This window comes from Lelliottia sp. RD5, assembly GCF_056032945.1.
Window position 1 is genome coordinate 81446 of sequence record NZ_JBVYHQ010000008.1, and the last position, 24292, is coordinate 105737.

The 24292-nt window shown below is 54.8% G+C and carries 25 protein-coding genes and 1 pseudogene; 14 read left to right on the forward strand and 12 right to left on the reverse strand.

The window, feature by feature from the left end; translation table 11 throughout:
* Window positions 1–66 precede the first annotated feature (66 nt).
* A complete protein-coding gene (locus AC0LWE_RS19825; RefSeq protein ID WP_202694663.1) occupies window positions 67–729 on the reverse strand; it encodes an HAD family hydrolase in 663 nt (220 codons plus the stop codon).
* Window positions 730–967: 238 nt separating this feature from the next.
* On the opposite strand from AC0LWE_RS19825, the gene AC0LWE_RS19830 reads away from it, so the two are divergent.
* Complete coding sequence (locus AC0LWE_RS19830) at window positions 968–1483, forward strand: NlpC/P60 family protein (protein WP_059180351.1); 516 nt, start codon at window positions 968–970, stop codon at window positions 1481–1483.
* Window positions 1484–1487: 4 nt separating this feature from the next.
* Here AC0LWE_RS19830 and AC0LWE_RS19835 read toward each other — a convergent pair whose 3' ends face one another.
* The 4 genes and pseudogenes from AC0LWE_RS19835 to AC0LWE_RS19850 form a co-directional block, all read right to left on the reverse strand.
* Window positions 1488–2282, reverse strand: coding sequence for an SDR family NAD(P)-dependent oxidoreductase (locus tag AC0LWE_RS19835; protein WP_219347294.1), 795 nt, complete (start codon window positions 2280–2282; stop codon window positions 1488–1490).
* A gap of 68 nt (window positions 2283–2350) precedes the next feature.
* Window positions 2351–2932 carry a 4'-phosphopantetheinyl transferase AcpT gene (acpT, locus tag AC0LWE_RS19840; RefSeq protein WP_059180349.1) on the reverse strand — a complete coding sequence of 194 codons (582 nt, stop codon included), beginning with the start codon at window positions 2930–2932 and terminating at the stop codon, window positions 2351–2353.
* A gap of 2 nt (window positions 2933–2934) precedes the next feature.
* Window positions 2935–3176, reverse strand: a pseudogene (locus AC0LWE_RS19845) (beta-ketoacyl-ACP synthase); the annotation flags it as partial.
* Window positions 3177–3199: 23 nt separating this feature from the next.
* Window positions 3200–4249, reverse strand: a complete 1050-nt coding sequence (locus AC0LWE_RS19850) for an AI-2E family transporter (RefSeq protein WP_131486988.1) — start codon at window positions 4247–4249, stop codon at window positions 3200–3202.
* 144 nt (window positions 4250–4393) lie between these two features.
* Between AC0LWE_RS19850 and AC0LWE_RS19855 the strand changes: the two genes are divergently transcribed.
* Complete coding sequence (locus AC0LWE_RS19855) at window positions 4394–5623, forward strand: MFS transporter (protein ID WP_059180347.1); 1230 nt, start codon at window positions 4394–4396, stop codon at window positions 5621–5623.
* Here the strand turns inward: AC0LWE_RS19855 and AC0LWE_RS19860 are convergent.
* Together AC0LWE_RS19860 and AC0LWE_RS19865 are read right to left on the reverse strand one after the other, a co-directional pair.
* Window positions 5616–6173 carry a DcrB family lipoprotein gene (locus AC0LWE_RS19860; RefSeq protein WP_059180346.1) on the reverse strand — a complete coding sequence of 186 codons (558 nt, stop codon included), beginning with the start codon at window positions 6171–6173 and terminating at the stop codon, window positions 5616–5618. The two genes, AC0LWE_RS19855 and AC0LWE_RS19860, sit on opposite strands and share 8 nt — an antisense overlap.
* A 72-nt stretch (window positions 6174–6245) precedes the next feature.
* Window positions 6246–6911 (reverse strand): 7-cyano-7-deazaguanine/7-aminomethyl-7-deazaguanine transporter, encoded by a 666-nt coding sequence (locus tag AC0LWE_RS19865; protein ID WP_059180345.1) that lies wholly within the window; start codon window positions 6909–6911, stop codon window positions 6246–6248.
* Window positions 6912–7132: 221 nt separating this feature from the next.
* Between AC0LWE_RS19865 and tusA the strand changes: the two genes are divergently transcribed.
* From tusA to AC0LWE_RS19885, 4 genes are all read left to right on the forward strand, one after another.
* Entirely contained in the window at window positions 7133–7378 is a 246-nt protein-coding gene (tusA, locus tag AC0LWE_RS19870; RefSeq protein ID WP_059180405.1) for a sulfurtransferase TusA, read from the forward strand.
* Window positions 7379–7524: 146 nt separating this feature from the next.
* On the forward strand, window positions 7525–8508 hold the full coding sequence (locus tag AC0LWE_RS19875) for a TRAP transporter substrate-binding protein (protein ID WP_059180344.1): 984 nt from the start codon (window positions 7525–7527) through the stop codon (window positions 8506–8508).
* Between the two features lie 25 nt (window positions 8509–8533).
* Complete coding sequence (locus tag AC0LWE_RS19880) at window positions 8534–9043, forward strand: TRAP transporter small permease (RefSeq protein WP_059180343.1); 510 nt, start codon at window positions 8534–8536, stop codon at window positions 9041–9043.
* 10 nt (window positions 9044–9053) lie between these two features.
* Window positions 9054–10340, forward strand: a complete 1287-nt coding sequence (locus AC0LWE_RS19885; RefSeq protein WP_219347295.1) for a TRAP transporter large permease — start codon at window positions 9054–9056, stop codon at window positions 10338–10340.
* A gap of 91 nt (window positions 10341–10431) precedes the next feature.
* Here AC0LWE_RS19885 and zntA read toward each other — a convergent pair whose 3' ends face one another.
* Complete coding sequence (gene zntA, locus AC0LWE_RS19890; RefSeq protein WP_474266052.1) at window positions 10432–12618, reverse strand: Zn(II)/Cd(II)/Pb(II) translocating P-type ATPase ZntA; 2187 nt, start codon at window positions 12616–12618, stop codon at window positions 10432–10434.
* 75 nt (window positions 12619–12693) lie between these two features.
* A complete protein-coding gene (locus AC0LWE_RS19895) occupies window positions 12694–13320 on the reverse strand; it encodes a lysoplasmalogenase (protein ID WP_059180340.1) in 627 nt (208 codons plus the stop codon).
* Between the two features lie 129 nt (window positions 13321–13449).
* Between AC0LWE_RS19895 and AC0LWE_RS19900 the strand changes: the two genes are divergently transcribed.
* A complete protein-coding gene (locus AC0LWE_RS19900; RefSeq protein WP_219347297.1) occupies window positions 13450–13809 on the forward strand; it encodes a DUF2500 domain-containing protein in 360 nt (119 codons plus the stop codon).
* Between the two features lie 115 nt (window positions 13810–13924).
* Here the strand turns inward: AC0LWE_RS19900 and AC0LWE_RS19905 are convergent, their stop codons facing one another.
* Both AC0LWE_RS19905 and rsmD read right to left on the reverse strand, forming a co-directional pair.
* Window positions 13925–14206: a DUF1145 family protein gene (locus AC0LWE_RS19905; RefSeq protein ID WP_059180338.1), complete on the reverse strand. Its 282-nt coding sequence runs from the start codon at window positions 14204–14206 to the stop codon at window positions 13925–13927.
* The gene (gene rsmD, locus AC0LWE_RS19910; protein WP_131486985.1) at window positions 14190–14789 is read right to left on the reverse strand and encodes a 16S rRNA (guanine(966)-N(2))-methyltransferase; all 600 of its coding nucleotides are present in this window, start codon (window positions 14787–14789) and stop codon (window positions 14190–14192) included. The genes AC0LWE_RS19905 and rsmD overlap by 17 nt, the downstream gene beginning before the upstream one ends.
* 138 nt (window positions 14790–14927) lie before the next feature.
* Between rsmD and ftsY the strand changes: the two genes are divergently transcribed.
* The 6 genes from ftsY (at window position 14928) to AC0LWE_RS19940 (ending at window position 22017) form a co-directional block, all read left to right on the forward strand.
* Window positions 14928–16463: a signal recognition particle-docking protein FtsY gene (gene ftsY / locus AC0LWE_RS19915; RefSeq protein WP_219347298.1), complete on the forward strand. Its 1536-nt coding sequence runs from the start codon at window positions 14928–14930 to the stop codon at window positions 16461–16463.
* Between the two features lie 2 nt (window positions 16464–16465).
* Window positions 16466–17131: a cell division ATP-binding protein FtsE gene (ftsE, locus tag AC0LWE_RS19920; protein ID WP_015960827.1), complete on the forward strand. Its 666-nt coding sequence runs from the start codon at window positions 16466–16468 to the stop codon at window positions 17129–17131.
* On the forward strand, window positions 17124–18179 hold the full coding sequence (ftsX, locus tag AC0LWE_RS19925; RefSeq protein WP_059180335.1) for a permease-like cell division protein FtsX: 1056 nt from the start codon (window positions 17124–17126) through the stop codon (window positions 18177–18179). The genes ftsE and ftsX overlap by 8 nt, the downstream gene beginning before the upstream one ends.
* 257 nt (window positions 18180–18436) lie before the next feature.
* Entirely contained in the window at window positions 18437–19294 is an 858-nt protein-coding gene (gene rpoH, locus AC0LWE_RS19930; protein ID WP_059180334.1) for an RNA polymerase sigma factor RpoH, read from the forward strand.
* 159 nt (window positions 19295–19453) lie between these two features.
* Entirely contained in the window at window positions 19454–20719 is a 1266-nt protein-coding gene (locus tag AC0LWE_RS19935) for a 4-aminobutyrate--2-oxoglutarate transaminase (RefSeq protein WP_474266055.1), read from the forward strand.
* Window positions 20720–20916: 197 nt separating this feature from the next.
* Window positions 20917–22017, forward strand: coding sequence for a branched-chain amino acid ABC transporter substrate-binding protein (locus AC0LWE_RS19940; RefSeq protein WP_072241959.1), 1101 nt, complete (start codon window positions 20917–20919; stop codon window positions 22015–22017).
* A gap of 328 nt (window positions 22018–22345) precedes the next feature.
* On the opposite strand, the gene panM is transcribed toward AC0LWE_RS19940, so the two are convergent.
* Window positions 22346–22729, reverse strand: a complete 384-nt coding sequence (panM, locus tag AC0LWE_RS19945; RefSeq protein WP_059180331.1) for an aspartate 1-decarboxylase autocleavage activator PanM — start codon at window positions 22727–22729, stop codon at window positions 22346–22348.
* Between the two features lie 423 nt (window positions 22730–23152).
* Between panM and livK the strand changes: the two genes are divergently transcribed.
* Window positions 23153–24262, forward strand: a complete 1110-nt coding sequence (gene livK, locus AC0LWE_RS19950; RefSeq protein WP_059180330.1) for a high-affinity branched-chain amino acid ABC transporter substrate-binding protein LivK — start codon at window positions 23153–23155, stop codon at window positions 24260–24262.
* Window positions 24263–24292 lie beyond the last annotated feature (30 nt).

Consider the following 24292-nt stretch of genomic DNA (forward strand, 5'->3'; position numbering starts at 1 on the left):
AGGTTGCCGTTTGTATTTGCTCCCTCTTCCTGTGGAGAGGGGCGGGGTGAGGGCATCAGACCGCAGCTAGTTCTTAATCGGTGAATGACGACGCGCTTTAGGCGGATGGAAATGCCGCCAGTGCGGATCTTGTGCCGCGGCCAGTAGCTCATGATCACCACGCGTATCGCCCCAGGCGCGCAGGTGATAATCGCTCAGATTGCCATACACACGCTCAAGTCGGGCCACCTTCTGCGCGCAACGGCAGTTGTGCCCGTTAATACGCCCGGTCAGTTTGCCGTCTGCCACTTCCAATTGCGTGCCAATCAGCTTAATACCGAGCTTATCGGCCCATGGCTGGAGAACCAGCGCGGGTGACGCTGAACAGATCGTCACTTCTGCGCCGGAGTTCACTTCAGCCGCAACCGCCATAACCCCTGCCGGACGCATCAGTTTGTTCCAGTATTTCTCGCAAAACAGTTCCGCCTGCTCGCGCATCCAGTGCTCATCCACGCCCGTCAGGAAGGTTTTAATCAGCACTTCCTTGAGCTCATCGCGCGTCAGTTTGCGGCGGACGCAGTGAAGGGTGGGTAGCGCCATACGCACCAGACGCCCGGCAAAATAACGTTTACCAAAGGCAAAACGCAGGAAAGGGATAAAACTGTCGTGATGCGTCAACGTTCCATCAAAATCAAAAACGGACAGCACTCGGGATTTGGCCACTGCCTCATCGGCAATCATATTGGTCATAAATACGTCTTAGCTGAAATACACATTCTGCTCATTAGTTTACCTGCTTTACCTCTCCAGTCCTTATACCACGCCGATTTTTTTCTCATTCTTGCGACACTCGCTGAGTCCGATATTGGATCCATCAGGCTTTGTTCAAAAAACGATCTGTCTATATTATCGCCACCTCGAAAGGTGATTCGGGGGAACACGGTCTCCTCACTGGTAAGGAAAAATTCACTCAATTTAAGTTATCGTTATGATTTTTAGACTTCTTATTTCAATAATCGCGTTAAGTTTTGCCTCTGCTGCATTAAGTTTTCAACTGCCCGCATCGATGTTATCGCAACATCATCCGCTTTCTGCGTCTACCGCGAAGACCGCGCTGGAGCATAAGGATACCGGCCCGCTTCGTGGGCGGATCCTGACGCAATACCAAAAATGGAAAGGGACGGACTACAAGTGGGGCGGCACCAGCCATCGTGGCGTGGATTGCTCCGCGCTGATGCAGCATTTATTCAGTGACGCGGCGCATCTTTCGCTGCCGCGTACCACCGGGGAGCAGATCCACCGTGGCGTTCAGGTAGCGGAACACCGTCTTAAAGCCGGGGATCTGATTTTCTTCCAGACCGGGCCAAACCGCCGCCACGTGGGGGTGTATATCGGCAATCGTCAGTTTATCCACGCCTCCACCAGCCAGGGCGTCACGGTCTCAACGCTGGCGAACGATTACTGGCATTCGCACTTTATTACCGCTCGCCGGATCACCGGTTGAGTCATTAAATAATGTCGTCCACGACACCACCGTCGACACGCAGCGCCGCGCCGGTGGTGGCGGAAGCCTGAGTTGAGCAAACATAAACCACCATGTTTGCCACTTCTTCCACCGTGGCGGCACGCTGGATAATCGAGGCTGGACGATTGGCCATGACGAATTCTTTCGCCAATGTTTCCAGCGATTTCCCGGTTTTCTCCCTCTCGTCTTTCATCATCTCGGCAAAACCATCTGACATAGTCGGACCCGGCAAGACGCTGTTCACCGTGACGCCGCTTCCGGCGACGAATTTCGCCAGACCGCGTGCCAGCGACAGCTGCGCCGTTTTCGTCACGCCGTAGTGGATCATGTCTGCGGGAATGTTGCAGGCCGATTCAGAAGAGATAAACACCACGCGGCCCCAGCCTTTTTGCACCATCCCGGGCAGCAGCGCGCGCGACAGCCGGACGCCAGACATCACGTTGGTTTGCCAGTAGTTATTCCAGGTGTCGTCGTCGGTAGCGTAAAAATCCTGTGGGCCGTAAATCCCGGCGTTGTTCACCAGAATATCGACACTAGACGCCACTTTTAGCAGCGATTCGACGCCGTCAGGCGTGCTGAGATCGGCAATCGCCGCGCGAACCTGAACGCCAGGCACCACCTGCTGAAGCTGCTGAATGCCCTTATTGACGGACTCTACGCTGCGTCCATTAATAATCACTTCAGCCCCGCTTTCTGCCAGGCCGCGTGCAATGGCAAATCCGATGCCGCCGGTAGAGGCGGTGACAAGTGCGACTTTCCCCGTAAGATCGATTTTCATGGTCTGTTCCTTTTGATGATAAAAGTGCAGACCATAAAGCGTAGCAGAGGGGAACTTCTATGCCGGAATCAGAGGACCGTGACGGCGTTGTCGTCGAGCGTAAAGGGGGTAGGGGTGCAGACCGCCAGACTCAGCGCGCCAAACTGACAGTGGCTGACGCTCAGGGCGGATTTGAAGGTGCTGTCGATACTGACAATTTGCCAGGCGCTGCCGCCGCGTTGTTTCACTATCGCCTCTTTGCGCGTCCAGATGCGCCAGAACGCCGACAGTTTTTCCTCTGGCGTTTCGCGCTCCAGCTCGTCATGTTCCGCGACGCTAAAAACGGCATTGGCGAGTGCTTGCCAGTTATCGCGTGGTCGAATGACTTCGATATCGCAGCCCACTTCGCCTTCGTCGCTCACCAGCAGGGCGATGTCATCGCCGCTATGGCTCAGGTTGAACCAGAAGGGATTTGCATCGACAAATGCGGGTTTTCCCTGCTCGCCAAAGACGATTTCCGGCAACGACGCCGGTGATAAGGCGCGCGTAAGCAGCGTTCGCCCCGCCAACCAGCGGGCACGACGTGCACCCAGCGGTGCCCTGTCGGCAAGCGCTGACACCAAAGGGTCAGCGTTAAGAGTCGAAATTTTTCCCAGTACCAACTGGTACATAGTTACGCCCAACGTTTAATGATGATGGAGGTGTTAATGCCGCCAAAGGCGAAATTATTGCTTTGCAGATATTCACAGTCAATCTGACGTGCTTCCCCCATAATATAATCTAAAGCGCCAAATTACTCATCAGCTTGTCTTAAATTGAGCGTCGACCGGCCGCGCCATGCTTCCCGCGCCCGTAGGCTCCTATCGTACGACCCAAATAACGCGTTGATGACGAGAGGGGCACGGTATCACTGTGGTCATGTTTTTATGAAGCTAAATTTACCCCGGAAGCCGGCTTTTGGGTCGCCCTGGTCCAAGAAGAATCGCCAGTTTGCCACCGCCTTTGGTGGTTTCCATCCATATTTTACAGACGCTGGTGAGCGGTACGGAAAGCAGCATCCCGACGGGGCCGAGTAGCCATCCCCAGATTAATAATGACAGGAAGACGACCATCGTTGACATGCCCAGGCGGTGGCCCATCATGCGTGGCTCTACGATATTGCCCAGAATCATATGCACCACCAGGAACAGCGCGCCGACCAGCATGCATTCGTAAAAACCATTGAACAGAAACGCCTGGATCATCGGCGGCACGGCGGAAAGCACCGCGCCGATATTGGGCACGTAGTTCATCAGAAACGCCAGCACGCCCCACATCAGCGCGAACTGTACGCCCATGAGCGTCAACCCCAGCCATACAATCACGCCGGTCCATAGGCTCAGTAACGTTTTCAGCGCCAGATATTTGGATACGCCTTTTAGCGCGCGGTGCAGGCCCGCAATATGGATTTGCGGATTATTGAGCGCAAAGCGCAGTTTGTACGGCACGTGGCGCACCTCAAACAGCATAAAGACCACCGTCATCACCAGCAGCAAAATGCTGGCCATTGCGCCAGAAAGCCCGGTCATCAGCGTGGTGGCGAAGGTCATGATTTTTTCTGAATCCATGCGCTGCAACATGCGTTCAGGCGACATGTGAAGATTGAGAAACGGCAGCATCTCCTGTAATTCCAGCGCCTTGCGGGTCAGTTCTTTGTTGTATTTAGGGAGCATGGTAGAAAATTCACTGAGCGAGGCCGCCAGCACGCCGAACAGCGCTGTCAGCACGATCAGCATGACCAGGACAACGATGGTGATCGCCACCGGCCGTTTGATACCCCGACGGATAAACCAGGTGACTAATGGATTGAGAACAATAGCGAAAAAGAGTGCCAGTAAAAGTTGAACAATAATATCGGCTGCAGCGTGGATCCCCGCGAGGATCACCACCAGACAGGCGAGTTTTAACAGTATATGGAGACCCGTTTTATCGGGCTGAGCGGATGTCATGCTGATTCCTTATGTTGTATGCCCGTTAAGTGTAGTGCCTGCGATGCGCTTCGCTTGAGGCTGTTAATCTGAAAGTCGCTGCTGATTTTCACCGCGTGACGTGGTAATAGTGAAACACTGTTGCAAAAATCCAGGTAGAAAGTCATGCCCGTACCTGCCGCCGAACCGGCGCTTAGCGGATTGCGCCTCAATCTGCGCATTGTTTCTGTTGTCATGTTTAACTTCGCCAGCTATCTCACCATTGGTCTGCCGCTGGCGGTTTTGCCCGGTTATGTCCACGACGTGATGGGATACAGCGCCTTCTGGGCAGGGCTGGTGATCAGCCTGCAATATTTCGCCACGCTGTTGAGCCGTCCACAGTCAGGCCGTTATGCCGACCTGTTTGGACCAAAAAGTATCGTGGTGGTTGGATTATGCGGCTGTTTCCTGAGCGGCCTGAGTTATTTGCTGGCAGCCACCACCAGCGGCTGGCCGATAATGAGTCTGGCGCTGCTGTGCCTTGGGCGCGTGATTCTGGGGATAGGGCAAAGCCTGGCGGGAACGGGCTCAACGCTGTGGGGCGTGGGCGTCGTCGGTAATGCGCACATTGGCCGCGTGATTTCGTGGAACGGGATCGTGACTTACGGCGCGATGGCGCTCGGCGCACCGCTTGGGGTGCTGTGCTATGCGTGGGGCGGGCTGCACGGCCTGGCTCTGACCATTATGGCCGTCGCGTTTATTGCTATTTTGCTGGCGATTCCACGACCAAAAGTCAAAGCCACAAAAGGCAAGCCGCTGCCGTTTCGCGCCGTTCTCGGGCGCGTCTGGCCGTACGGCATGGCGCTGGCGCTCGCCTCCGCAGGTTTTGGCGTGATCGCCACCTTTATCACGCTGTTCTACGACGCCAAAGGCTGGGATGGCGCGGCGTTCGCGCTAACGCTGTTTAGCTGCGCGTTTGTCGGGGCGCGTCTTCTGTTCCCGAACGGCATCAATCGCCTTGGCGGTCTGAACGTGGCGATGATTTGCTTCGCCGTTGAGATTATCGGCCTGCTGTTGACCGGGATCGCCGACGAACCGTGGATAGCGAAGATTGGCGTGTTCCTCGCGGGCGCAGGATTTTCATTGGTCTTTCCCGCGCTCGGCGTGGTGGCGGTTAAAGCGGTACCGCAGCAAAACCAGGGATCGGCACTGGCCACCTACACGGTGTTTATGGATATGTCGCTGGGCGTGACGGGCCCGCTGGCAGGGCTGCTGATGGCGTGGGCGGGCGTGCCGGTGATTTATCTGGCGGCAGCGGGGCTGGTGGGTGTGGCATTACTGCTGACGTGGCGCTTAAAAAAACGGCCCCCGACGCAAACGCCGGAGGCCGTTGAATCCTCATCAAAAATTACTTGATGACGATGGTATTGATGATGTTTTCAGCCGTGGTTTGTGCTTTCTGCTGATCTTCCGCTGGCAGCGTGATCTGCAGGGTCAGCAGTTTGCCATCTACTTTACCGAGCACCACGGAAGAGTAAGCGGTCTGACCCTTCGCGGAGATGATGCTGTCCAGCTGTTGCAACGTGTGGCCTTTCAAGTCGATAGACTTGTTGGTCACGACCTGGAGCTGCGGGTCGCGGCTACGCTGCTGGTCTTCCAGACGCTTCGCCAGCACGGCCAGATCTTCGTTGGAGTCGTCGCCCACAATCACAATCACGGCTTTCTGTCCGGTTGCATCGGAATAGACGTGCATATTATTCGCCTGCGTCCCCAGCTTACCGCTCTGATCGGTCATATCCGCTGGCAAGGCGAAACTGAGTTTGCCATCCATCAGCTCGACCGCCTGGCCGGTCGCATTACTTTCTGCGGCCGCGCCCTGAACAGGTGTTTTGGTGTCGCTGTTATCACAGGCCGCAAGACCCACGACCAGCAGGCCAATCCCGACATACTTAACCAGATTGCGCATTGACTTCTTCCTTTCGATAAACGGCCATAACGGCTCATTCATCCATCTTATCACAACTGATAAAGCGAACGTTTAACCAGCCTGCAATGCGGTGATTTCAGATTTATCTGCCAGCCTTTTCAGCAGCATATTTAACAATACGCCGTACATCGGCAGGAAGAACACGATGCTAATAAGCACCTTGAAGCAGTAATCGACCAGCGCGATTTCCATCCAGTGCTCGGCCATAAATGCATCCGGGCTGCGCCAGAAGGCAATAAAGAAGAAGGCCAGCGTGTCGCTCACGTTACCGAACAGCGTTGAGGCGGTCGGTGCCATCCACCAGCGATGGTTTTGACGCAGACGGTTAAACACATGGACGTCAAGAATCTGTCCCAGCGCATAGGCCATAAAGCTTGCGGCGGCGATACGGGCGACGAACAGGTTGAAGTGCAGCAGCGCCTCGAAACCTTGCCAGCTTCCCATATAAAAAAGTGATGAAATCCCATACGACACGAACAGTGCAGGCAGCATCACCGCAAAAATAATGCGTCGTGCCAGCGGCGCGCCAAAAATGCGCACGGTTAAATCAGTCGCGAGAAAAATAAACGGGAAACTGAATGCGCCCCAGGTGGTATGAAAACCAAAAATGGCGATCGGGAGCTGCACCAGATAGTTGCTGGAGGTAATCACCAGCAGATGAAAAAGCGATAGCCAGAACAACGCTTTTACGCGCTGCGATTGAGAGAACTGCGTCATATTGTGACCTTTTTGATTAATGTTTGGGGTGAGGGAACCCAATTTGAATCTGACACCTTAGGCTTCAACAACAACGCCTGATGGCCCAGATTCTGAACCGGCCGCATAATACTGCTTTGACAACACATTGCAATGGCTAATTATCACGCAATCGTTAACCTGGTTTGCTTTGCCCAAAACGCGGCGTAAACTACAGCCGTTTTTAGATGATTGAGACGATGATGACCGACCTGTTTTCCACTCCAGACCACACTCTTGATGCCCAGGGCCTTCGCTGCCCGGAGCCTGTTATGATGGTGCGTAAAACCGTGCGCACGATGCAAACCGGCGAAACGCTGCTGATTATCGCTGACGATCCGGCGACCACGCGAGACATCCCCGGTTTTTGTACTTTTATGGAACATGAGCTGATCGCGAAAGAGACCGACGCGCTGCCGTATCGCTATCTTTTACGCAAAGGCGCGTGATCGAATCTACGATTTCAAACCATCGTTTCAAAATTTATCGCTTTTGTGAGTTGCTTCACCCCCGCTTTCCAGGACGTAGTCTAATTTTTAAGCGTAAAACTAAAACAACGTTTTAACGCTTATCTCACTACCCTGGAGTTGACCCGATGAAAACGACCCTTAAGCCGTTACTGGCCTCGTTGTGCCTGTCCACCGCGTCACTGCTGTTCGCCACCACGGCGGCAGCGCAAACGATCAAAGCTGCTGATGTTCATCCTGAAGGCTACCCAAACGTGGTGGCCGTGCAAAACATGGGTGAAAAACTCAACCAACAAACCGATGGCAAGCTGGAGATTAAAGTTTTCCCTGGCGGCGTCCTGGGTGATGAAAAGCAAATGATTGAACAGGCGCAGATGGGCGCTATCGATATCATTCGCGTCTCAATGGCGCCTGTGGCGGCGATTTTACCGGATATCGAGGTCTTCACTCTGCCGTACGTGTTCCGCGACGAAGACCACATGCACAAGGTGATTGACGGTGATATCGGCAAAGAGATTGGCGAAAAACTGACGGCTAACCCAAAATCGCGCCTGGTGTTTCTGGGCTGGATGGACTCCGGCACGCGTAATCTGATTACCAAAGAGCCGATCGTCAAACCAGAAGACCTGCAGGGCAAGAAAATCCGCGTGCAGGGCAGCCCGGTCGCACTGGCAACCTTGAAAGCGATGGGGGCTAACTCGGTGGCGATGGGCGTCAGCGAAGTCTATAGCGGGATGCAAACTGGGGTGATTGACGGCGCGGAAAATAACCCGCCAACCTTTGTGGCGCATAACTACATGCCGGTTGCTAAAAACTACACCCTCAGCGGCCACTTCATCACGCCGGAAATGCTCCTCTACTCCAAAGTGAAATGGGACAAACTCAGCGCTGACGATCAGCAGAAAATCAAAACTCTGGCGCGTGAGGCGCAATTTGAGCAGCGTAAACTCTGGGACGCTTACAACCAGCAGGCGCTGGATAAAATGAAAGCGGGCGGCGTGCAATTCCACGACATCGACAAAGCGGTGTTTATCAAGGCGACTGAACCGGTGCGCGCGCAGTACGGCGATAAGCACAAGGAACTGATGCAGGCCATCGCGGACGTCCAGTAAACCCTAACGTGTTCGTGGAGGACGTATGTCCGAACTCTACCTGAAGTGGATGGACCGCCTGTACCTCTTCGCCATGGGCGTCGCGGGCGTGTCGCTACTGGTCATGACGATTGTTATCCCCATCGGCATTTTCTCGCGCTATGTGCTCAATCGCGGGGAATCCTGGCCGGAACCGATCGCGATTATTTGCATGGTGACTTTCACCTTTATCGGCGCGGCGGTGGGGTATCGCGCCGGGTCGCATATTGCGGTGAATATGCTCACCGATCGTCTGCCCGACATGCTCAAAAACCTGTGCGCGCGGATCGTGGATCTGCTGATGTTGCTCATTTCCGCATTGATCTTCTGGTACAGCCTGCTGCTGTGTATCGAACTGTGGGAACAGCCCGTCGCAGAGTTCCCCATCCTCACGTCGGGTGAAAGCTATCTGCCGTTGCCGGTAGGTTCGGCCATTATGATCCTGTTTGTCATTGAGCGTTTGCTGTTTGGCTCGCAGGAAAACCGTCCGGTCGTGTTGATCGGTAACCACAGTTAAGGGGTGAACAATGGATGCATTTATTTTGTTATTCACCCTCGCCATTTTACTGGCGCTGGGGATGCCGGTGGCCTTCGCCGTCGGGCTAAGTGCGGTTGCGGGTGCGCTATGGATTGACCTGCCGCTGGAAGCGTTGATGATCCAGATTACCAGCGGGGTGAATAAATTCACGCTGCTGGCGATCCCGTTCTTTATCCTGGCGGGCGCGATCATGGCAGAAGGGGGCATTGCCCGACGGCTGGTGAACTTTGCGTACATTTTTGTCGGCTTTATTCGTGGCGGCCTGTCGCTGGTCAATATCGTCGCATCGACGTTTTTCGGCGCGATTTCCGGTTCATCGGTGGCGGATACGGCATCAATCGGCAGCGTGATGATCCCCGAAATGGAGAAAAAGGGGTATCCGCGCGAGTACGCCGCCGCGGTGACGGCCAGCGGATCGGTGCAGGCGATTTTGATTCCGCCCAGCCATAACTCGGTGATTTACTCGCTGGCGGCGGGCGGCACGGTGTCGATCGCCACGCTGTTTATCGCAGGCGTACTACCAGGGTTATTGCTCGGTGTAAGCCTGATGGTTCTGTGCCTCGGTTTTGCGCACAAACGCGGCTATCCGAAAGGTGAAAAAATCCCGTTTAAGCAGGCGGTGAAGATTTTCTTCGATGCGCTGTGGGGGCTGTTGACGGTGGTGATCATTCTGGGCGGAATTTTGTCTGGGATATTCACCGCGACAGAATCGGCGGCAGTTGCCTGTCTGTGGGCGTTTTTCGTCACCATGTTTATCTATCGCGACTACAAGTGGAAAGAGCTGCCGAAACTGATGTGCCGCACGGTGAAAACGGTCACGATCGTGATGATCCTGATTGGCTTTGCGGCCGCGTTTGGTGCGGTGATGACCTACATGCAACTGCCGATGCGGATCACCGAGTTCTTTACATCGCTGTCCGATAACAAGTACGTGATCCTGATGTACCTCAACATCATGCTGCTGCTGATTGGCACGCTGATGGACATGGCGCCGCTGATCCTGATTTTGACGCCAGTACTCTTGCCGGTGACCAACTCGCTGGGTATCGATCCGGTGCACTTCGGGATGATCATGATGGTCAATCTGGGGATCGGACTGATTACGCCGCCGGTTGGCTCGGTGCTGTTTGTCGCCAGCGCAGTGAGTAAACAGCGCATCGAAACCGTAATGCGCGCGATGTTGCCGTTTTACGCCATGCTGCTGGTGGTGCTGGGGATGGTGACGTACATCCCGGCGATATCATTGTGGTTACCGGGGGTTCTGGGGATGCAGTGACAAGGTAAAAAAAACGGCAACGTCGGTTGCCGTTTGAGTCTTTTCTCCCTCTCCCTGTGGGAGAGGGTTGGGGTGAGGGCATCAGACTGCTCTATTTCTTTCGCAGCAACCGCAGCGCATTTGCGGTCACCAGCACCGTCGCACCGGTATCCGCCAGCACGGCCAGCCACAGTCCAGTGATGCCCAGCAGCGTGGTGACCAGGAAAATCCCTTTCAGCCCCAGCGCAATACCAATGTTTTGGCGGATATTGGCACGCGTCGCGCGCGCCAGACCGATCATCTGTGCCAGCCCGGTCAGGCGATTATGAGTCAGTGCGGCGTCGGCCGTTTCCAGCGCCACATCGGTACCGCTGCCCATCGCGATCCCGATGGTCGAGGCTTTCATCGCAGGGGCGTCGTTGATGCCATCGCCCACCATCGCCAGCGGGGCCTGGCCGTTGAGCTCGGTGACGGCCTGCACTTTATCCGCGGGCAAGAGTCCGGCTTTGAATTCAAGGCCCAGCTCATTGGCAATGGCGGCAGCGGCCCGTGGATTATCCCCTGTCAGGATCACACCCTGAATACCCAGCTGATGCAGCGCATCAACGGCCTCTTTGGCATCGTCACGCAGCGTATCGCGCAGCGCCAGAATGCCTTTTGCGATGCCGTCTACAGCCACAATGATGACGGTCTGCCCGGCCTGTTCCAGCTCACTAATTTGCTGGCTCAACGCCTGCGACGGGAATTTATCAGCGGCGGTGATCAGGACTTTTTTCCCGTCTACGTCGGCTTCAATTCCTGAACCGACCAGCGCACGCTGCTCATTTGCTGCCGGAAGAGTTAAGCCGCGCGACTGCGCTTCACGCACAATCGCCTGCGCCAGCGGGTGAGTGGAACCCTGTTCGACGGCGGCGGCCAGCGTCAGCAGGGCGTCTTCGGTCAATTCGAGCGGATAAATGCCGGTGACCTGCGGTTTGCCCACGGTCAGCGTGCCGGTCTTATCAAAAGCGACGTGCTGAATCTGGCTCAATTGCTCCAGCGCCGCGCCACCTTTAATCAATGCCCCACGGCGCGCCGCAGCGGCCAGCCCGGAGGTGATTGCTGCAGGCGTCGAAATCACCAGCGCGCACGGACAACCGATCAGCAGCAGCGTCAGCCCTTTGTAAATCCACTCCTGCCAGGAGGCGGCGAAAAGCAGCGGCGGGACAATCGTCACCAGCAGGGCGATCAGCATAATCACAGGGGTGTAAATTCGGCTGAAACGGTCAATAAAACGCTCGACGGGCGCGCGGCGCTCTTCGGCTTCTTCAATGAGTTTCAGAATGCGGTCGATGGCGCTTTCACCCGGTTCGGAGAGCACGCTGAGCTGCACCAGACGGTCAACGCTGGTGGCGCCCGCAGGCACTTTTTCACCCGTTGCACGCTCAACGGGAATGGATTCGCCGGTCAGCGCGCTTTCATCAAAACTTGCCGTGGCGGTGATCAATGCGCCATCGGCAGGCAGACGGCCGCCGGCCGCCACTTCAATCACATCGCCCGGACGCAGCGTGTTGATGGCCACGGTCTGACGCTCGCCGTTGAATACCCGCGTGGCAGTTTCAGGTTTTAACGCCATTAACGCGCTGACGCCTTTGCGCGCGCGACTCGCCGCCCAGCCTTCAAGGCGTTCGCCTACCAGGAACAGCAGCAGGACCATTGCGGCTTCTGCCGTCGCTCCGATAAACAGTGCGCCGATGGCCGCGACGCTCATCAGCGTTTCAATCGCAAACCAGCTCCCGCTTTTCATCAGGCGCAGCGCCTGACGCGCAATAGGGAACAGCCCCACCAGCGTGGTGGCGATAAACGCCAGATTGCCTAACGGATGGTTGAAATGTTCCAGGCCCCAGCTTAACGCCATCATGATAATCAGCGTGATGAGCGGCAGATTTTCACGCAGGGGAGAGACTTTTTCGGCGGGCGCATCTTCGGCCCTAAGGGAATACCCGGCTTTGGTGACCGCCGCTTCGACGTCGGCGCTCACGTCATTTTCTGCACTGACCAGCAGCTTTTCCGTGGCGAACAGCACCTGCACGTGGTTGACGCCCGCGACCTGTTTTACCGCGTTTTCCACTTTGCGGGCACAGGCGGCGCAGTCCATTCCGTTGACGACCCACGTGTAACGCTCACCGCTGGCGGGCAGTGCTGGCGCGCTCTGTGTGTCGCACGTACCTGCGCTGCAGCAATCCTCTTTGGCGGGGACGGGGCTGAGTTTGAGTGCCGAGAATTGCGGCACTTTTTTAGATGTGTCTGGAGTCGACATGGCACTCTCCGGTAATGATAATTTTCTCATTAACCGCAGCATACACTCTGGAGTCGACTCCAGAGTCAAGGCTTATTAGATATACAGCGAACGCACGATCAGGAAGTGGCCGCCAAAGTAGCAGGCCGCCGCAATGGCGTTATCCGCGCGGAAACGGCGACGATAATGGCTGCCCAGCCAGACGATATTCCCCAGCAACAGCAGCGTCGCACCAAAGAAAGCCGACATCGCTGGTGCGGTTGGGCGGAAGAACCACAGTTCACCGGCGAGCCAGACCATCACCAGCGTCATGGCGATAAACGTACACACCGGCCAGCGCATCTCTTCGAGGCGCGACCAGACAACGGCGACCAGCAGCGCGCCGATCACCAGCAGAACCAGCGGCAGCGGCCAGAAGAAGGACAGCGTCATCTGGCTGGCGAAATAAATGGTGTAAAGCAGATGTGAGAGGAAAAACGCCCCGACGGCGTATAACACGCGCTGACGCGGGAGCAGCGTTAAGGCATCGCCAATCAGCGAGGCGCACAGGCCTGCCAGCACCAGATAACTCACTGCGTTGAACATCGGCGCCTGCCAGGCGAGTAACAGCAATAGCAGTAACGTGACGGGCTTAAACAACCAGCGCTGCCACACGGGACCGCGATACGACGCATCGACGTAGAGCCATGCGGAAAAACAGACAGCGATAAATGACCAAAGCATATTAACTCCCTGTATCTGTTATTTTTGAATAAACATTCTCTGATTCAGTGTAGTGACGCGGGCGGGCGTTTGGCAATGCCGGATCCGGCGAGGTATCCTGATTTCCGCATAATCTGATGGGATTCAACAATGAGCAAAATGCCGATTTTTTTGATTATCGTGGTGGCGATCATCGTGATTGCCGCCTCGTTTCGTTTTGTGCAGCAGCGTCGTGAAAGGGCCGATAACGATGCCGCACCGCTTCTGCAAAAACGCGTGGTGGTGAGCAACAAACGCGAGAAAGCACTTGATAACCGGCGCTCTCGCCAGCAGCAGGTGACGCCCGCTGGCACAGCGATGCGTTATGAGGTGAGTTTTAAGCCGCAAAGCGGCGGGCTGGAGACGACGTTTCGCATCGATGAAACGCAGTATCACCAGCTCACGGTAGGGGAGAAAGGGACGCTGAGTTACAAAGGATCGCGGTTTGAGGGGTTCACGGCGGAGCCGTAGTTTTCCCTGTCGATCCTGCGGTGCGAGGGGACTATTCGGTGCGGTTTCTGGCAATACGGGTGTGTTCTTTTCCCCTCTCCTGTGGGAGAGGGTTAGGGTGAGGGCATCAGACGACTTATTTCTTAGTCTGCGCCTTAAACTTTTTCATCCACACCAGCAGCTCGAACACGCCAAAAATAAACACGCGCAGCTGCTGCCAACCCGTCATCGGCGGGCTGTCTTTCGGCAAGCCGTTTTTCAGCATCACCATCTGCAGGGCATGCATAAACGCGGTGAATATCAGCGCCACGTTGACGAAAATGTTCAGCGGACGCGGGAACGGATGGACCAGATTCAGGATCAGAAACGCCCAAACGCCCACCATCAGCAAGCGCCCAAAATTAATCAGTATCGGCATGAGACTCTCCTTGTACTTCACGGTGATATAAACGATAGGCAACCTGCCCGGCGACCTGTTCACGATGTAAGTTCCAGTGCACGGGCACCGGCGGTAAGCCATTTTCGACTTCGCTTTCAACGTAAATTAGCGCGTCATCCGCCAGCCAGCCGTTATTTTCCAGCAGCGTGAGTGTCTCTTCCAGTAGCCCTTTACGGAACGGCGGATCGATGAACACCACATCGTGCGGCGTGCCCGGCTGCGCGAGAAAAGCAAGGGTATTGGTTGTGACGACTTTGGCATTCGTTGCTTTGAGCGTAGCGAGATTTTGCTGTAATTGCTGCGCAACGCCACGCTCCATCTCCAGCAACGTGGCGCTGGCGGCATACCGCGACAGGGCTTCAAGGCCCAGTGCGCCGCTTCCCGCGAAGCAGTCCAGGCATTTCGCGTCTACCATCGATGGGGCCAGCCAGTTAAACAGCGTTTCTCTGACGCGATCGGTCGTGGGGCGCAGACCTGGGCTATCGGGCACAGGCAGTTTACGGCCACGCCACTGGCCGCCGATAATGCGAATTTGTCCGGCCGGGCGGTTTGTTTTCTTCATTTCTGGAAAGCTCTGCTAACAATTGGCCTGCGATTCCAGGCGGTGATGTCAATTAAGTAAAGTGTTAGACTATTTCATCATTTTTATAGCTTCCATGTATATAGCGCCAGAAATTAACCGCAAGGGGTGTAGTCGCAGATGGCAAAACAAAAAAAACGTGGCTTCTTTTCCTGGTTGGGCTTTGGTGAAAAAGAGCAAGAAACAGAACAAAAAACCGAAGAACAACAGACGGTTGAAGAACAATCACAGCCAGAAACGCCCGTTGAAACGGCGGCGATAGTCGAGGCCGAAGAACAGACTCACAGCGACGCTGAAACTGAAGCCTTCGCCGAAGACATTGTTGAGGTGACTGAGCAGGTCCAGGAAAGCGAAGAGCCGAAGCCCGTAGAAGCCGAACCGGCTGTTGCAGGGCCTGTTGTCGACGCGGTTGTTGAGCCGGTGGTTGAAGAAACCCCGCGCGCTGTGGTTGAACACGAAGAATTACCGCTTCCGGAAGAGGTGAAAGCGGAAGAAATTGTGCCGGAAGAGTGGCAGGCAGAAGCCGAGACCGTTGAGACTGTCGAAACGGTTGAAGAAGAATTCGTAGAACAAAACGTGGCTGATGAGGCCGACAACGACGCCGAAATCACTGACGAAGAGCTGGAAGCGCAGGCGCTGGCAGCGGTTGCCGCAGAAGAAGCGGAAATCATTGTTCCGGTCGCAGAAGCGGACAAACCTGTCGAAGAGATCGTTCAGGAGCAGGAAAAACCAACCAAAGAAGGTTTCTTCGCCCGCCTGAAACGCAGCCTGCTGAAGACCAAAGAAAATCTCGGTTCCGGATTTATCAGTCTGTTCCGCGGTAAAAAGATCGACGATGATCTGTTCGAAGAGCTGGAAGAACAGCTGCTGATCGCGGATGTGGGCGTAGAGACCACCCGTAAAATCATCGCCAGTCTCACCGAAGGCGCGAGCCGTAAACAGCTGCGCGATGCCGAGGCGCTTTACGGTCTGCTGAAAGACGAGATGGGCGAAATTCTCGCAAAAGTTGACGAACCGCTTAATATTGAAGGCAAAACACCGTTTGTTATTCTGATGGTTGGCGTGAACGGCGTGGGTAAAACCACCACGATCGGCAAGCTGGCGCGTCAGTTTGAGCAGCAGGGTAAATCGGTCATGCTGGCGGCGGGCGATACCTTCCGTGCGGCGGCCGTTGAGCAGCTCCAGGTCTGGGGTCAGCGTAACGACATTCCGGTGATTGCGCAGCATACGGGCGCAGATTCCGCGTCGGTTATCTTCGATGCCATTCAGGCGGCGAAGGCGCGTAACGTGGACGTGTTGATTGCCGATACCGCAGGGCGTTTGCAGAATAAATCGCACCTGATGGAAGAACTGAAAAAAATCGTCCGTGTGATGAAGAAGCTGGACGAAGACGCGCCGCATGAAATTATGCTGACTCTGGACGCCAGCACCGGGCAGAACGCTATCAGCCAGGCGAAGCTGTTCCATGAGGCGGTAGGGCTGACCGGCATTACGCTGACTAAACTGGACGGCACCGCGAAAGGGGGAGTGATCTTCTCCGTGGCGGATCAGTTCGGTATTCCAATCCGCTACATTGGTGTCGGCGAACGTATCGAGGATTTGCGTCCGTTTAAATCGGACGACTTTATTGAGGCACTTTTTGCCCGAGAGGATTAACAATGATTCGCTTTGAACATGTCAGCAAGGCCTATCTCGGTGGGAGACAAGCGTTGCAGGGAGTGACATTTCACCTGCAGCCAGGCGAGATGGCATTCCTGACCGGCCATTCCGGCGCGGGAAAAAGTACCCTGCTCAAGCTTATCTGTGGGATCGAGCGGCCAAGCGCCGGGAAAATCTTATTTGGCGGCCACGATATTAGCCGCCTCAAAAACCGTGAGGTGCCGTTTTTACGTCGCCAGATCGGGATGATTTTCCAGGACCACCACCTGCTGATGGATCGCACTGTTTTCGATAACGTGGCCATTCCGTTGATTATTGCGGGTGCCAGCTTTGATGATATTCGCCGTCGTGTATCCGCGGCGCTGGATAAAGTCGGGCTGTTGGACAAAGCGAAAAATTTCCCGATTCAGCTCTCCGGCGGTGAACAACAGCGCGTGGGTATTGCTCGTGCGGTGGTCAACAAACCTGCCGTTTTGCTGGCGGACGAACCGACCGGTAACCTGGACGATGCACTCTCGGAAGGGATCTTGCGTCTGTTTGAAGAGTTTAACCGCGTCGGCGTGACGGTACTGATGGCAACGCACGACATCGGCCTTATCTCTCGTCGTTCGTACCGCATGCTGTCGCTGAGCGACGGTCATTTGCACGGAGGCCTGAGTGAATAAGCGCGATGCAATAAACCAGATTCGGCAGTTTGGTAATCGATTTGACCGTTTCCGTCCTTCGCAGGGCGGTGGTGATGGCAACCGAAACGCGCCAAAACGCGCCAAATCGTCGCCGAAACCGCAGTCGCGGAAAACCAACGTTTTTAATGAGCAGGTGCGTTACGCCTTCCAGGGTGCGTTGCAGGATCTGAAAAGTAAGCCGCTGGCCACGTTCCTGACGGTGATGGTGATTGCCATCTCCCTGACGTTGCCGAGCGTTTGCTACATGGTCTACAAAAACGTCAATCAGGCCGCGTCGCAATATTATCCTTCGCCGCAAATCACGGTGTATCTGGACAAAGCGCTCGACGATAACGCAGCAGCGCAGGTGGTGGGACAACTCCAGTCTGAACAGGGCGTTGAGAAGGTTAACTATCTTTCGCGCGACGAAGCGTTGGGCGAGTTCCGCAACTGGTCTGGCTTTGGTGGCGCGCTGGACATGCTTGAAGAAAACCCGTTGCCCGCCGTGGCGGTGGTCATTCCTAAGCTTGATTTCCAGGGTACGGAATCGCTGAACACCTTGCGCGATCGTATCAGCCAGGTGAAGGGTATTGATGAAGTGCGCATGGACGACAGCTGGTTTGCACGTCTGGCGTCACTCACCGGCCTGGTGGGACGCGTGGCGGCGATGATTGGCGTGTTGATGGTGGCGGCGGTCTTCCTCGTCATCGGTAACAGCGTGCGCCTGAGTATCTTTGCCCGTCGCGATACGATTAACGTGCAAAAACTGATTGGTGCGACGGATGGATTCATCCTGCGTCCGTTCCTTTACGGTGGCGCATTACTCGGTTTTTCCGGTGCATTTCTTTCACTGATATTGTCAGAAATTTTGGTGATGCGGCTTTCGTCTGCGGTGACTGAAGTGGCGCAAGTTTTTGGAACTAAGTTTGATATCAGTGGGTTAGGCTTCGATGAGTGCCTGTTATTACTGCTGGTGTGTTCGATGATCGGCTGGGTCGCTGCATGGCTCGCAACCGTCCAACATTTACGCCACTTTACCCCCCAATAAAAATTTTCTGATATAATCTTTCCCTGCAATGAGTACTTCACTCGGCAGGGAAAGAGTATCTGTTCACTCTTCTCCCGCGAACCGCAATCCATGTCACATTTTGTGCGTAATGTATTCACAGCGGTACATGGAACTTGTGGATAAAATCACGGTCTGATAAAAGAGTGAATGTTAGTCTCACTGCTCAAATGCTTTGGCATGCTTGTTGCCTGATGGGGACAAACCACCGCCAGAAGACACTATATTGAGAGGAATGAATGACCAAAGAAATGCAAACTTTAGCTTTAGCCCCTGTTGGTAACCTGGAATCTTACATCCGGGCCGCTAACACCTGGCCGATGTTGACGGCCGAGGAAGAAAAGGAGCTTGCTGAAAAGCTGCATTACCAGGGCGATCTGGAAGCAGCTAAGACGCTGATCCTGTCTCACCTGCGCTTTGTTGTTCACGTTGCTCGTAATTATTCGGGCTACGGCCTACCGCAGGCGGATTTGATTCAGGAAGGCAACATCGGCCTCATGAAGGCTGTACGTCGCTTCAACCCGGAAGTGGGTGTGCGCCTGGTTTCTTTCGCCGTGCACTGGATTAAAGCTGAAATTCACGAATACGTTCTGCGTAACTGGCGTATCGTGAAAGTTGCGACCACCAAAGCGCAGCGCAAACTGTTCTTCAACCTGCGTAAAGCCAAGCAGCGTCTGGGCTGGTTCAACCAGGATGAAGTCGAAATGGTAGCGCGCGAATTGGGTGTTTCCAGTAAAGACGTGCGTGAGATGGAATCCCGCATGGCCGCGCAGGACATGACGTTTGATATGTCCTCCGACGACGATGCGCAGGATAGCCAGCCGATGGCACCGGTTCTGTATCTGCAGGATAAAACCTCTAACTTTGCCGACGGCATCGAAGAGGACAACTGGGAAGATCAGGCCGCGAACAAACTGACCCACGCGATGGAAGGTCTCGACGAGCGTAGCCAGGCGATTATCCGCGCCCGCTGGCTGGACGAAGACAACAAGTCCACGCTGCAGGAACTGGCAGACCGCTACGGCGTCTCTGCTGAACGTGTACGTCAGCTTGAAAAGAACGCCATGAAAAAACTTCGCGCCGCTATCGAAGCGTAATCCCCGCGAAGTCCCCGATAACCCCTGGATGAAAATCTGGGGGTTTTGTTTTTCTGCTCCCCGCTTATTTTTCTGCGCCGCTCTGGCGAATATCTCCCCCGTGGCAAACACTTACAGATGCGCTGTAAGTTTGGCTTGCTGACAATTTAGGGGGATGGGGTGAAAAATAACGAATTGAATGACCGGCGTTTACAGGCCACGCCGCGTGGCGTCGGCGTCATGTGTGGGTTTTACGCCGACAAAGCCGAAAATGCGACCCTGTGGGATGTGGAAGGCAACGAAGTGATCGACTTCGCGGCGGGCATCGCGGTGCTCAATACCGGTCATCGCCATCCTAAAGTGATCGCCGCCATTGAAAATCAGCTGCAATCCTTTACCCATACGGCCTATCAGATTGTGCCTTACGAGAGCTATATCGCCTTGGCGGAACGTATCAACGCCCGCGTGCCGATCGACGGGCCAGCCAAAACGGCGTTCTTCTCGACGGGCGCAGAAGCGGTCGAAAATGCCGTTAAAATCGCGCGGGCTTACACTAAACGCCCCGGACTCATTACCTTTGGCGGTGCGTTCCATGGCCGTACCTTTATGACCATGGCGCTCACGGGCAAAGTGGCCCCGTACAAGCTGGGTTTTGGCCCGTTCCCCGGCTCGGTTTACCACGCGCAATATCCCAACATGCTGCACGGCGTCAGCTCGCAAGAGGCATTGAAAAGCGTTGAGCGTATCTTCAAAGCCGATATCGCGCCCGATCAGGTGGCCGCTATCATTCTTGAACCGGTTCAGGGTGAAGGCGGGTTTAACGTTGCACCGGCCGATTTCATGCAAGGGCTGCGTGCGCTGTGCGATACCCACGGCATTTTGCTGATTGCGGATGAAGTGCAAAGTGGCTTTGCCCGTACTGGAAAACTGTTTTCGATGGAACACCATTGCGTGAAGCCTGATTTAATTACCATGGCGAAAAGTCTGGCGGGCGGAATGCCGCTCTCGGCAGTGTCTGGTCGTGCCGACGTGATGGATGCCCCTGCGCCGGGTGGTTTGGGCGGGACTTACGCCGGTAACCCGCTGGCGATCGCCGCTGCGCTGGCAGTGCTGGACGTCATTGATGAAGAGGATCTCTGCACTCGTGCGGCGCATCTGGGTCATCGTCTGGTCGAAGTGCTGAGCAAAGCCAAATCTGATTGTCCGTTTATCGCTGAAATCCGCGCTCAAGGGTCGATGGTGGCGGTCGAATTCAATGACCCGCAAACCGGACAGCCGTCCCCAGAATTTACCCGCGAGGTGCAGAACCGCGCGTTGCAGGAAGGTCTGCTGCTGCTGAGCTGCGGCGTGTACGGCAACGTGATTCGTTTCCTCTATCCGCTCACCATTCCTGAAGCACAGTTCCGCAAAGCGCTGGATATTATCTCTGCTTCGCTGACACGTTAAAGCGCTCCGCCCGGCAGCCAACGCTGTCGGGCTTATCATATATTCATTTCAAATTAGCTATTCCAAAATCATAAAAATGGGGTATGTTTTAGCAGAGTGTGCTGAAAATGCGCGAACGGTACACCTATAATTGAAATAAAGCGCTGCACAACAACATCACAACAATCGTTATAACCATAATAATGGGGAATCTCAGGATGAATATGAAGGGTAAAGCGTTACTGGCAGGATGTATCGCGTTGGCATTTAGCACGATGGCTCAGGCAGATATTAAAGTGGCCGTTGTCGGTGCGATGTCCGGTCCGGTAGCGCAGTACGGCGATCAGGAATTTACGGGTGCAGAACAAGCGGTTGCAGACATTAATGCCAAAGGCGGAATCAAAGGCGAGAAACTGCAGATCGTAAAATATGATGATGCCTGTGACCCGAAACAAGCGGTCGCGGTTGCGAACAAAGTGGTGAACGACGGGATCAAATACGTCATCGGTCACCTGTGCTCTTCCTCCACTCAGCCCGCGTCTGATATCTACGAAGACGAAGGCATTCTGATGATCACCCCAGCTGCCACTGCGCCAGAGCTGACGGCTCGCGGCTATAAAATGGTGATGCGTACCACCGGTCTGGACTCCGATCAGGGCCCAACGGCGGCAAAATACATCGTGGAGAACGTGAAGCCGAAGCGCATCGCGATCATTCATGATAAGCAGCAGTACGGCGAAGGCTTGGCGCGTTCCGTGCAGGATAACCTGAAGAAAGCCAATGCTAACGTGGTGTTCTTTGATGGCATCACCGCCGGTGAGAAAGACTTCTCCACGCTGGTGGCGCGTCTGAAGAAAGAGAACATCGATTTCGTTTACTACGGTGGTTATCACCCGGAAATGGGTCAGATTCTGCGTCAGGCGCGTGCCGCTGGCCTGAAAACCCACTTCATGGGCCCAGAAGGTGTGGCGAACGTTTCGCTGTCTAATATCGCCGGCGAATCCGCAGAAGGCATGTTAGTGACCAAACCGAAGAACTACGATCAGGTTCCGGCAAACAAACCTATCGTAGACGCGATCAAAGCCAAGAAACAAGATCCGAGCGGCGCGTTCGTCTGGACTACCTACGCTGCGCTGCAGTCTCTGCAGGCGGGTCTGAACCAGTCAGCCGATCCGGCTGAAATCGCTAAATACCTGAAAGCTAACTCTGTTGAAACCGTTATGGGTCCGCTGTCCTGGGACGAGAAGGGCGATCTGAAAGGCTTTGAGTTCGGTGTCTTTACCTGGCATGCAGACGGTACGGCGACTGACGCCAAATAATTTTCCCGTCGCCTTTCGTGCCGCAGGTGCGTTGACTGCGTGATTCAACCCCGGTCTCTTACTGATGTAAGCTTCCGGGGTTTTCATCACTTGCCACCTGCCTGCACGCGACATTGTCGTGAAAAGGTCTGAGATGCGTTGTTGCGTGTCTGCTGTGCAAACGGCAACGTCGTTCTTGCTCATACCGCCTTCTCCCCGCGGGAGAGAGGAATTGCGCGATACGGTTTTGTCTCCCTCTCCCAGCGGGAGAGAGGAATTGCGCGGTGCGATTTTGTCTCCCTCTCCCCGTGGGAGAGGGCCGGGGTGAGGGCATCAGGCCGCAAAAAACTTACCGCTTTTCCCAGCCCATCTCCACATCCACAAACCCCAGAGCCTGCATAAACGCCGCCATTGTATTGCGGTCTTCGACGCCGACATCGGCCATCCACCAGGACGTCACGTCTGGATGATGGCGAATCACTTCTTCGACCAAATATTGCCCCACGCCACGACGTCGTGTGACATCCCGCACGCGCAGAGAATCCAGCGCGCCTCGCGTACCGCTCAGCGTGACGCGCACTGCGCCCAGCAAGCGTTCGTTAAAACGGGCGGCGTAGATACGATGATGTTCATCAACAGCGAGCGAAGAGGGGGAATATTCCGGCCAGATTTTGCCCAGGTCGATAAGATCCTGGTCGCTAAAGGACACCAGACGAAGGATAGTCAGTTTCATTAGCTGCTTGTCCAAATCAAAAAGAGTAAGGCAGTGTACTCAATTTATCTCACCAGCGGCTTCCACTTTTTAAATCCATTCTCCAGGTGATTACTTTTTTGGCAGCAAAAAGAGCAGCTATAAAACGCAGGGATCGAAAAATAAGCAGAATTTTAACCTAAAGGGCAGTGATTTATTCGGCGCTTTGTACCGTTATTTTATGCTGCAAACTGCGCTTTTATTTGTTTATCTCTGTCTGATTTCAGAATATTATCTTTGCTTAATCGCCTGAAAAATAGAGATTTTAGTCTGGTTTTTGGCAAAAAACTGCGCTAAACCATTAAAGGCACTGGTAAAAATAGCGTTGTTCATTAAAAGTACAGAATGCTTTTTAACCATAATAAAACAAAATATATACACGACATCACGAATGGGGATTCAGAGATGAAAAGGAACGCGAAAGCATTTATCGCGGGAATGGTTGCACTGGCGATTTCGCAGGCAGCTATGGCGGAAGAGATTAAAATTGCCGTGGTGGGTGCGATGTCCGGTCCGGTTGCCCAGTGGGGTGATATGGAATTTAACGGCGCGCGTCAGGCAATCAAAGACATCAACGCCAAGGGCGGCATCAAAGGCGACAAACTGGTCGGCGTGGAATATGACGACGCCTGTGACCCTAAACAAGCCGTCGCCGTGGCCAACAAAATCGTTAACGATGGCATTCAGTATGTGATTGGTCACCTCTGCTCATCTTCCACACAGCCCGCTTCCGACATCTACGAAGACGAAGGCATTCTGATGATAACGCCTGGTGCGACCAACCCGGAACTGACTCAGCGTGGCTATCAGCACATCATGCGTACCGCCGGCCTGGACTCTTCACAGGGACCGACAGCGGCTAAATACATTCTGGAAAAAGTGAAACCGCAGCGCATCGCGATCATTCACGATAAACAGCAATACGGCGAAGGCCTGGCGCGCTCGGTACAAGAGAACCTGAAAAAAGGCGGCGCTAACGTGGTCTTCTTCGACGGTATCACTGCGGGCGAGAAAGATTTCTCAGCGCTGCTGGCCCGTCTGCAAAAAGAGAATATCGACTTCGTTTACTACGGCGGTTATTACCCGGAGATGGGCCAGATGCTGCGCCAGGCACGGGCAACCGGTCTGAAAACGCAGTTTATGGGGCCGGAAGGGGTGGGTAACGCTTCGCTGTCTAATATTGCGGGCAATGCAGGCGAAGGCATGCTGGTGACGATGCCAAAACGCTATGACCAGGAACCGTCGAATAAAGCTATCGTAGACGCGCTCAATGCGCAGAAAAAAGATCCGAGTGGTCCGTATGTGTGGATCACCTATGCCGCCGTGCAGTCTCTGGCTACCGCCCTGGAACGCACCGGCAGCAAAGCGCCGCTGGATTTAATCAAAGATTTAAAAGCTCACGGTGCGAATACCGTGATTGGGCCGCTGAACTGGGATGAGAAAGGCGATCTGAAGGGATTTGAATTTGGTGTCTTCCAGTGGCATGCCGACGGTTCGTCAACCGTCGCGAAATAACGCCTGAAGACAAGTTATCCCGCCGCCCGC